The following is an 8,215-nucleotide window of genomic DNA, read 5'->3' as shown; positions in this document are numbered from 1 at the left end:
GCGGTCCGGCGCTCGCGGGCCGGGATCTCCGACCCGGATCGCCCGACCGGCTCCTTCCTCTTCCTCGGTCCGACCGGTGTCGGCAAGACCGAGCTCGCCAAGTCGCTCGCGGACTTCCTCTTCGACGACGAGCGGGCCGTGGTGCGGATCGACATGAGCGAGTACAAGGAACGACACAGTGCGGCACGTCTGCTGGGCGCCCCGCCCGGCTACGTCGGCTACGAGGAGGGCGGCCAGCTCACCGAGGCGGTGCGCCGCCGGCCCTACTCGGTGGTGCTGCTCGACGAGGTGGAGAAGGCCCATATGGAGACATTTGACCTTCTCCTGCAAGTCCTCGACGACGGACGACTGACCGACGGGCAGGGCCGTACGGTCGACTTCCGCAACGTCATCCTCGTGATGACCTCGAACCTCGGCTCGCAGTTCCTCATCGACCCGCAGCTGACCGACGAGGCCAAGAAGGACGCCGTCATGGCGACGGTCCGGCAGTCGTTCAAGCCGGAGTTTCTCAACCGGCTCGACGAGATCGTCATCTTCGACGCGCTCACCACCGAGGAGCTGGCCCGCATCGTCGACCTGCAGGTCGACGCGCTGGCCAGGCGGCTGCGCGACCGGCGGATCACCCTCGAGGTGACCGACGCGGCACGGGAGTGGCTGGCACTCACCGGCTTCGACCCGGCATACGGTGCTCGTCCGCTGCGCCGCCTGGTGCAGACCCAGATCGGCGACCAGCTCGCCAAGCTGCTGCTCGCCGGGCAGGTGCGTGACGGCGACACGGTCGTCGTGGACCTCGACGAGGTCAACGACGCGCTGGTGCTGACGCCCCAGCACTGACGCCCTCCCGACTGACCACCTGGTAGGTGGCGTTTCGCGATCGATCTGACCGGCGAAACGCCACAGACCGGGTGGTCAGTCGCCGTTTGAGGGGTATGCCGTGTGCTCGCCGACCGCTCGGGCGCGCGGTCCGGCGGCAGTCGCGCGCGTGAAGGTTCAGTCCGTGAGGTCGACGATCACGGGGGCGTGGTCGCTCGGGCCCTTGCCCTTGCGCTCCTCCCGGTCGATCATCGCGGCCTCGACGCGCGTGGCGAAGGCCGGGGAGCCGAGGACGAAGTCGATCCGCATGCCCTTGCGCTTGGGGAAGCTGAGCTGGGTGTAGTCCCAGTAGGTGTAGACGCCCGGGCCCGGCGTGTAGGGCCGCACCACGTCGGTGTAGCCGGTGTCGACGATCGCCCGGAAGGCGGCGCGCTCGGGCTCCGAGACGTGGGTGGCGCCCTCGAACACGGTCATGTCCCAGACGTCGTCGTCCTGCGGGGCGATGTTCCAGTCGCCGCACAGCGCGATCTGCGCGTCCGTGTCCTCCTTGAGCCATCCCTGGGCGGCGACCTGCAGCTGGGCCAGCCAGTCGAGCTTGTAGGCCAGGTGCGGGTCCTCCAGCGCGCGTCCGTTGGGCACGTAGAGCGACCACAGCTGCACGCCTCCACACGTGGCACCGAGGGCGCGGGCCTCGGCAGCCAGCGGCTCGCCATACCCGGGCATGCCGTCGAAGCCGATCTGCACGTCCTCCAGGCCGACACGCGAGGCGATGGCGACGCCGTTCCACTGGTTCAGCCCGTGGTGGGCGACCTCGTAGCCGAGCTCGTTCAGCCCCATGAGCGGGAACTGGTCGTCGCGGCACTTGGTCTCCTGCAGGCAGAGCACGTCCACGTCGTGCCGCTGCAGGAAGGCCTCGACCCGCCCGATGCGGGTGCGGATGGAGTTGACGTTCCAGGTAGCGATGCGCACGCGATCACCTTAGGTGGCCGCGCGGACAGTCCGGCGGCCGCACTAGGGTCGGACGGTGGGTACCGCACTCGTGACCGGAGCCACCGCCGGCATCGGCCTCGCCTTCGCCCGTGAGCTGGCCGTGCGGGGACACGACCTCGTCCTCGTCGCGCGCACCATGCCTCGGCTCGAGGAGGTCGCCGCCGAGCTGCGGTCGGCGCACGGGGTCGGTGTCGAGGTGCTCGTCGCCGACCTGTCCTTCGACGTCGAGACCCGGCTGGTCGCCCAGCGCCTCGCCGACTCGACCCGGCCGGTGGACCTGCTGGTGAACAACGCCGGGTTCGGGCTCGGGCACGGCTTCCTCGACGGTGACCTCGCCGATGAGGAACGTGCGCTCGACGTCATGGTGCGGGCCGTCATGGTGCTGTCGCACGCCGCGGCACGCGCGATGCGCGAGCGCGGGCACGGCGCGATCATCAACGTGTCGTCGGTGTCGGGGTTCGTGGTGATGAGCAGCTACTCGGCGGTGAAGTCGTTCGTCACCGTGTTCACCGAGGCGCTCGCGAACGAGCTGCGGGGTACCGGCGTCACCGCCACGGCGCTGTGCCCCGGCTTCACCCGCACCGAGTTCCACGACCGCGCCGCCATGGACATGTCCCGGCTGCCCGGCCCGCTGTGGCTCGACGCCGACCGGCTCGTGCGCGACTGCCTGGCGGACGTGGCGCGCGGGCGCGTGCTCAGCGTGCCGGGGCCGGCATACAAGGCCACCATGGCGCTGCTCAAGGTGACGCCGCGTCCCCTCGTGCGGCGCGTCTCCGGGGCGATCGGGGCGGGCCGCCGCACCCGGTGACCGCCGGGCGCCGCACTCGGTGAGCATCGATAGGCTGTGGCCCTGTGACGGACACCGTGAGCGACCCCACTGCCGACCGGACCCGACTGCTGCAGATCATCCGTGACCAGGCGATCGTCCACGGGCGGGTGACGCTGTCGTCGGGCAAGGAGGCGGACTACTACGTCGACCTGCGCCGCATCACCCTGCACGGCGAGGCCGCTCCGCTCGTGGGTCGCGTGATGCGCGAGCTCACCCGCGACCTGTCGTATGGCGCGGTGGGCGGGCTGACGCTCGGAGCCGACCCGGTGGCGACCGCGATGCTGCACGCGGCCGCTGCGGCGGGGGAGCGGCTGGACGCGTTCGTCGTCCGCAAGGCCGGCAAGGCGCACGGGCTGCAGCAGCGGATCGAGGGACCCTCGATCGAGGGCCGCCGGGTGCTCGTGGTCGAGGACACGACCACGACGGGGAACTCACCGCTCGACGCCGTCGCCGCCGTCCGCGAGGCGGGCGCCGAGGTCGTCGCCGTCGCCACGATCGCCGACCGCGCCACCGGCGCCGGCGACAAGATCCGCGCCGAGGGGCTGGACTACCGGTTCGTCTACACGCTCGAGGACCTCGGGCTGGCCTGAACGCGCTGGGCGCGGACGGCTGGCCGTGGCACGCTCGTCTGGCCTGTGCCCGCGGCCCGGTCCGAGCGGGCTGCCGGGTGCGGGGTCGGCATACCGGCTCGGAGGGCCAGCCGAGGCATCCCGGGAGTCGCCAGGCAGGCCCTGTGGGTAACCCGGCGTGAGGCCGTGCGCAGGCTACGATCCTCGGAAGGGCACCAGACTCGAGAGCGGGGACGTCAAGCCATGGGGACCGGGATCATCATCGCGATCATCGTGATCGTCATCATCGTGCTGCTCGCGCTGTGGTTCATCGCGATGTACAACGGCCTGATCAAGCTGCGCAACCGCGTGCAGGAGTCGTGGCACCAGATCGACGTCGAGCTCAAGCGGCGGCACGATCTGATCCCGAACCTCGTCGAGACGGTGAAGGGGTATGCCGCGCACGAGCGGGGGACGCTCGAGGGCGTCATGCAGGCCCGGTCGGCGGCGATGGCCGGCGGCGCCGGTCCGGCGCAGACGGCGCAGAACGAGAACATGCTGACCCAGGCCCTCGGCCGGCTGTTCGCGGTGGCGGAGAACTACCCGAACCTCAAGGCGAACCAGAACTTCCTTGCCCTGCAGCAGGAGCTGTCCGCGACCGAGGACCGGATCGCGGCCGGTCGGCGCTACTACAACGCCAACGTGCGCCAGCTGAACACCAAGGTGCAGTCCATCCCGACGAACATCATCGCGGGGATGGCGAACATCCACGAGGCGGAGTACTTCGAGGTCGAGGACCAGGCGCAGCGGGAGGCGCCGCAGGTGAGCTTCGGCACCACGGCGCCGGGCGCGGGCGCCGCTGCTGCGGCCGGGCCCGGTGGACCCGGCGCTGGTCCGGCGGCTGGTCCGGCTGCTGGTTGGCAGGCGCCGACCGGGGAGCCGGGCAGTCCCGTCTCGCCGTCCTCGACCGACTACGGCAGCGGCCCCGGCGGCGGGCCGACCGCCTGAGGGTCCTCAGTCGAGCGGGCTGAGCGCGGCCATGACCACCTGGTCGTGGAAGCATCCGCCGTAGAAGAGCTTCGACCGGAAGACGCCCTCCTGCTCGAAGCCGGCGCGACGATAGGCCGAGATGCCGCGGACGTTCTCGGCGTTGACCGTCAGCTCGATCCGGTGCAGCCCGAGTTCCTTGAAGCCGAAGTCGACCATCAAGCGGGTCGCCTCGGTGCCGTAGCCACGTGACTGGTGTTTCGGCCCGACCACGATCCCGAAGGTCGCGCAGCGGTGGCGGACCTCAGCGCCCCACAGCGACACGTGACCGACGAGCTCACCGTCCAGCGTCTCGATGCAGAACGCGGCACCAGCGGGGGACCCGTTGTCACTCCAGGCGCGGAACATCTCCTCGACCGGCTTGTCCGGCCGCGGCTGGACGCGGTCGTTGAAGACGGCAACCTCCGGGTCGCGCCACCACGCGACCAGCTGCGCAAGGTCGGGGTCTCGCAGCTCGCGGAGCCGCACCTTCTGCCCGGTCAGGGCTTCGCGCGCGGCATCGAGCACGGCCTCCATCGTCTCGGCGTCGGGCATGCCGACGATCCTAGGCAGTGCTCGGTTCGCGCCGGTTGCTGCCTACACCGTGACGACCCGCGCAGGCCCCGCTCGGGAGTCGGGGTGGGTCAGCGCTCGGGATCGGTGGTGCGCTCGGCGGGCTCGCCGGTCCGCTGGTGCGCAGCCTCTTCGTCGAGTGCCCGCTGCTCGGAGGAGTCGTCGGACCGGGCGGAGATCGCCGACTTGGCCTGGTGGCGGTGGCGCAGCCACTCCACCACGGCGGGCACGAGCGAGAGCGCGACGACGACCACGATCGCGAGCTCGAGGTTGTTGGCCAGCGCGGGGAACTGCTTGCCGAGGAAGTACCCGAGCAGCGTGACCGAGCACGCCCACAGCACCGCGCCGACGAGGCTCCACGTGAAGAACCGCTTGCGGTCCATCCGGCCGATGCCGGCGACGACGGTGATGAAGGTGCGCACCACCGGCACGAACCGGCCGATGACGAGCGCCTTGTTGCCGTGCTTGTCGAAGAACGCGTGCGTCTGGTCGAAGTACTTCTTCTTGAGGAAGCGCCCGTCCCGCTCATACAGCGGCGACCCGACCGCGCGCCCGATCTCGTAGCCGACCACGTTGCCGGCGAACGCCGCCACGCTGAGAACCACCAGCGCCACGCCGAGGTTGAGGTGGACGCTGCCGTTGGAGATGAACAACCCCATCGCGAACAGCAGTGAGTCACCGGGCAGGATCGGGAAGAGCAGTCCGCACTCGATGAACACGATCGCGACGCTGACCCAGAAGAACTGCTGCCCGAACTGCTGCAACAGGTAGTTCGGGTCCATCCACCCTGGGCCGCCGAGCGAGTGCATCACGGGGCGAAGCGTACGTGAACCAGCCTGAGAAGGACCTGAAAGCGAGGTGGACATGGACCAGCGCGACGCCGGCGAGCAGCGTGGGCGTGGGCAGCCCGACGCGCTCGGGCAGGCGCGCGAGGTCGGCGTCGGCCCGTGGGAGGGCCCGTGGCCCCCGGTCCGTGGCGACGACGACACCAGCGTGTATGACGAGCGCCTCCTTGCCGAGGGCGACCGCCGCAACGTCGTGGACCGGTACCGCTACTGGCGGCACGACGCGATCGTCGCGGACCTGGACGCGCGGCGGCACGCCTTCCATGTCGGGGTGGAGAACTGGGGGCACGACTTCAACATCGGCTCGGTCATCCGCACCGCGAACGCGTTCAACGCGGCCGCGTTCCACATCGTGGGCCGGCGTCGCTGGAACCGGCGCGGAGCGATGGTGACCGACCGGTACCAGCACGAGTACCACCACCCGAGCATCGCCGACCTGGTGCACTGGGCGAGGGGGAGCGACGGCCGGGCGGCCGCGCACCCCCACGGCGAGGCGGCTGCGCAACCCCACGGCGAGGCGGCTGCGCAACCCCACGGGGAGGCGGCCGCGCACCCCCACGGGGAAGTGATCGCGCGTCCGCCAGCGCACGCCCCGGGCATACCGATCATCGGCATCGACAACCTGCCCGGCTCGCGCGAGCTGGAGACCTACGACCTGCCACGGCGCTGCCTGCTGCTGTTCGGTCAGGAGGGGCCGGGGTTGTCCGAGGCGGCGCGGGAGGCCGCGGACGTGGTGCTGCACATCTCGCAGTTCGGCTCGACCCGCTCGATCAACGCCGGCGCCGCCGCGGCGATCGCGATGCACGCGTGGGTGCGACGCCACGTGTACGACCAGGCGCCACGGCCCACCGCCGACTCGCCCCTCCGCCCCACTCCCGACTGACGACCCCGTGCGTGGCGTTTCGCCGTCGAATTGCCGGGCCAAACGCCACACACGAGGTCGTCGGTCATCGGGTGGGAGGGCCGCGCGCCGTGTGCGAGGATCGGCGACAGGAACCTCAGCCAGAGCCAGCCGGCGTCGTCGCGCGCCGACAACGAGCCGAAGGAGCCCCCGATGCCCATCGCCACCCCCGAGGTCTACGCCGACATGCTCGACCGGGCCAAGGCCGGGTCGTTCGCCTACCCCGCGATCAACGTCACCTCCAGCCAGACGCTGAACGCCGCGATCCGCGGGTTCGCCGAAGCCGGCAGCGACGGGATCGTCCAGGTGTCGACGGGCGGTGCGGAGTACCTGTCCGGGCCGACGGTCAAGGACATGGTGACCGGCGCCCTGGCGCTCGCGGCCTACGCGCACGAGGTGGCCAGGAAGTACGACGTCAACATCGCGCTGCACACCGACCACTGCCCCAAGGACAAGCTCGACGGGTTCGTCCGGCCGCTGCTGGCCGCGTCGACCGAGCGGGTCAAGAACGGCGGCACGCCCTGGTTCCAGTCGCACATGTGGGACGGCTCGGCGGTGCCGCTCGACGAGAACCTGCAGATCGCGGAGGAGCTGCTCGCGCTCGCCAAGGACGCCCACGTCATCCTCGAGGTCGAGATCGGCGTCGTCGGCGGCGAGGAGGACGGCGTCGCCAACGCCATCAACGACAAGCTCTACACGACGCCCGGCGACGCGCTGTCCACGGCGAAGGCCCTCGGCCTCGGCGAGAACGGCCGCTACATGACGGCGTTGACCTTCGGCAACGTGCACGGCGTCTACAAGCCGGGCAACGTGAAGCTGCGCCCCGAGATCCTCAAGCAGTGCCAGGAGGCCGTCGCCGAGGCGCACGGTATGCCGGCCGACGCCAAGCCGTTCGACCTCGTCTTCCATGGTGGGTCGGGTTCGCTGCCGGAGGAGATCTCCGCAGCGGTGGACTACGGCGTGGTGAAGATGAACGTCGACACCGACACGCAGTACGCCTTCACCCGCCCGGTCGCCGGCTTCATGCTCAGCAACTACGAGGGCGTGCTCAAGATCGACGGCGAGGTGGGCAACAAGAAGCAGTACGACCCCCGCGCGTGGGGCAAGGAAGCAGAAGCCGGTATGGCGGCCCGCGTCGTGACGGCCTGCGAGAACCTGCGCAGCGCGGGCACCAGCGCGGGCAAGAGCGCCTGAGGAAAGGACGGCATGTCACCCACGGAACCCTCGCGCGGCTCCTCCGACGTCGCCGCTGGCGGAACGGACAACCTCCTCGGCATCCCCGCCACCGAGCTGCCGCCGGACCCGGCCGCCGACCGGCTCGCGCAGGGGGTCGACCCCACCGACGTGGCGCGGATGTACCCGGCGTCCAGCCTGGCCTGGGCCGTGCTCGCCGAGGATGCGCTCGACGACGGCCGAGTGGTCGACGCCTACGCCTACGCCCGCACGGGCTACCACCGCGGGCTGGACGCGCTGCGCCGGAACGGCTGGCGGGGTCAGGGCCCGGTGCCGTGGTCGCATGAGCCGAACCGCGGCTTCCTGCGTGCGCTCGGGGCCCTCGCCCGGGCCGCCAGCGCGATCGGCGAGACCGACGAGCAGCGGCGCTGCACGATGTTTCTGCGCGACTCCTCGCGCGAGGCCGCGGAGGCGCTCGGCCTCTAGTCCGCTCGGCGCGGCGGTCGGGGGCGTGCAG

10 protein-coding genes are annotated in these 8,215 nt (G+C 70.9%); 7 read left to right on the top strand and 3 right to left on the bottom strand.

The genetic code is table 11. From position 1 onward, the window contains the following. Positions 1 to 834, top strand: an 834-nt coding sequence (locus tag VFL99_RS12080; protein WP_325106608.1) for an AAA family ATPase, incomplete at its 5' end; no start/stop codon positions are given. 156 nt (positions 835 to 990) lie between these two features. Here VFL99_RS12080 and VFL99_RS12075 read toward each other — a convergent pair. Then, a complete protein-coding gene (locus VFL99_RS12075; RefSeq protein ID WP_325106607.1) occupies positions 991 to 1,782 on the bottom strand; it encodes an exodeoxyribonuclease III in 792 nt (263 codons plus the stop codon). Positions 1,783 to 1,837: 55 nt separating this feature from the next. Between VFL99_RS12075 and VFL99_RS12070 the strand changes: the two genes are divergently transcribed. The 3 genes from VFL99_RS12070 (at position 1,838) to VFL99_RS12060 (ending at position 4,188) form a co-directional block, all read left to right on the top strand. After that, positions 1,838 to 2,611, top strand: a complete 774-nt coding sequence (locus tag VFL99_RS12070) for an SDR family NAD(P)-dependent oxidoreductase (RefSeq protein ID WP_325106606.1) — start codon at positions 1,838 to 1,840, stop codon at positions 2,609 to 2,611. Between the two features lie 44 nt (positions 2,612 to 2,655). Beyond that, on the top strand, positions 2,656 to 3,222 hold the full coding sequence (pyrE, locus tag VFL99_RS12065) for an orotate phosphoribosyltransferase (protein WP_414713751.1): 567 nt from the start codon (positions 2,656 to 2,658) through the stop codon (positions 3,220 to 3,222). A gap of 222 nt (positions 3,223 to 3,444) precedes the next feature. Further along, entirely contained in the window at positions 3,445 to 4,188 is a 744-nt protein-coding gene (locus VFL99_RS12060; RefSeq protein ID WP_325106605.1) for a LemA family protein, read from the top strand. Between the two features lie 6 nt (positions 4,189 to 4,194). Here the strand turns inward: VFL99_RS12060 and VFL99_RS12055 are convergent, their stop codons facing one another. Together VFL99_RS12055 and VFL99_RS12050 are read right to left on the bottom strand one after the other, a co-directional pair. After that, positions 4,195 to 4,761 carry a GNAT family N-acetyltransferase gene (locus VFL99_RS12055; protein ID WP_325106604.1) on the bottom strand — a complete coding sequence of 189 codons (567 nt, stop codon included), beginning with the start codon at positions 4,759 to 4,761 and terminating at the stop codon, positions 4,195 to 4,197. 89 nt (positions 4,762 to 4,850) lie between these two features. Continuing rightward, entirely contained in the window at positions 4,851 to 5,588 is a 738-nt protein-coding gene (locus VFL99_RS12050) for a DedA family protein (RefSeq protein WP_325106609.1), read from the bottom strand. A 55-nt stretch (positions 5,589 to 5,643) separates the two neighbouring features. Between VFL99_RS12050 and VFL99_RS12045 the strand changes: the two genes are divergently transcribed. From VFL99_RS12045 to VFL99_RS12035, 3 genes are all read left to right on the top strand, one after another. Continuing rightward, the gene (locus tag VFL99_RS12045) at positions 5,644 to 6,507 is read left to right on the top strand and encodes a TrmH family RNA methyltransferase (RefSeq protein WP_325106603.1); all 864 of its coding nucleotides are present in this window, start codon (positions 5,644 to 5,646) and stop codon (positions 6,505 to 6,507) included. Positions 6,508 to 6,678: 171 nt separating this feature from the next. Beyond that, positions 6,679 to 7,719, top strand: coding sequence for a class II fructose-bisphosphate aldolase (gene fbaA / locus VFL99_RS12040; RefSeq protein WP_325106602.1), 1,041 nt, complete (start codon positions 6,679 to 6,681; stop codon positions 7,717 to 7,719). Positions 7,720 to 7,731: 12 nt separating this feature from the next. Continuing rightward, positions 7,732 to 8,184: a DUF3151 domain-containing protein gene (locus tag VFL99_RS12035; protein WP_325106601.1), complete on the top strand. Its 453-nt coding sequence runs from the start codon at positions 7,732 to 7,734 to the stop codon at positions 8,182 to 8,184. The last annotated feature ends 31 nt before the right edge of the window (positions 8,185 to 8,215 follow it).

The organism is Segeticoccus sp., from assembly GCF_035708005.1.
This window is presented reverse-complemented; position numbering and strand designations above follow the sequence as displayed.

Coding starts and splice junctions, on each gene's coding strand:
- VFL99_RS12045 (WP_325106603.1), top strand. CDS start 5,644: ATGGACCAGCGCGACGCCGGCGAGCAGCGTGGGCGTGGGCAGCCCGAC.
- VFL99_RS12060 (WP_325106605.1), top strand. CDS start 3,445: ATGGGGACCGGGATCATCATCGCGATCATCGTGATCGTCATCATCGTG.
- VFL99_RS12035 (WP_325106601.1), top strand. CDS start 7,732: ATGTCACCCACGGAACCCTCGCGCGGCTCCTCCGACGTCGCCGCTGGC.
- VFL99_RS12050 (WP_325106609.1), bottom strand. CDS start 5,588: ATGCACTCGCTCGGCGGCCCAGGGTGGATGGACCCGAACTACCTGTTG.
- fbaA (WP_325106602.1), top strand. CDS start 6,679: ATGCCCATCGCCACCCCCGAGGTCTACGCCGACATGCTCGACCGGGCC.
- VFL99_RS12055 (WP_325106604.1), bottom strand. CDS start 4,761: ATGCCCGACGCCGAGACGATGGAGGCCGTGCTCGATGCCGCGCGCGAA.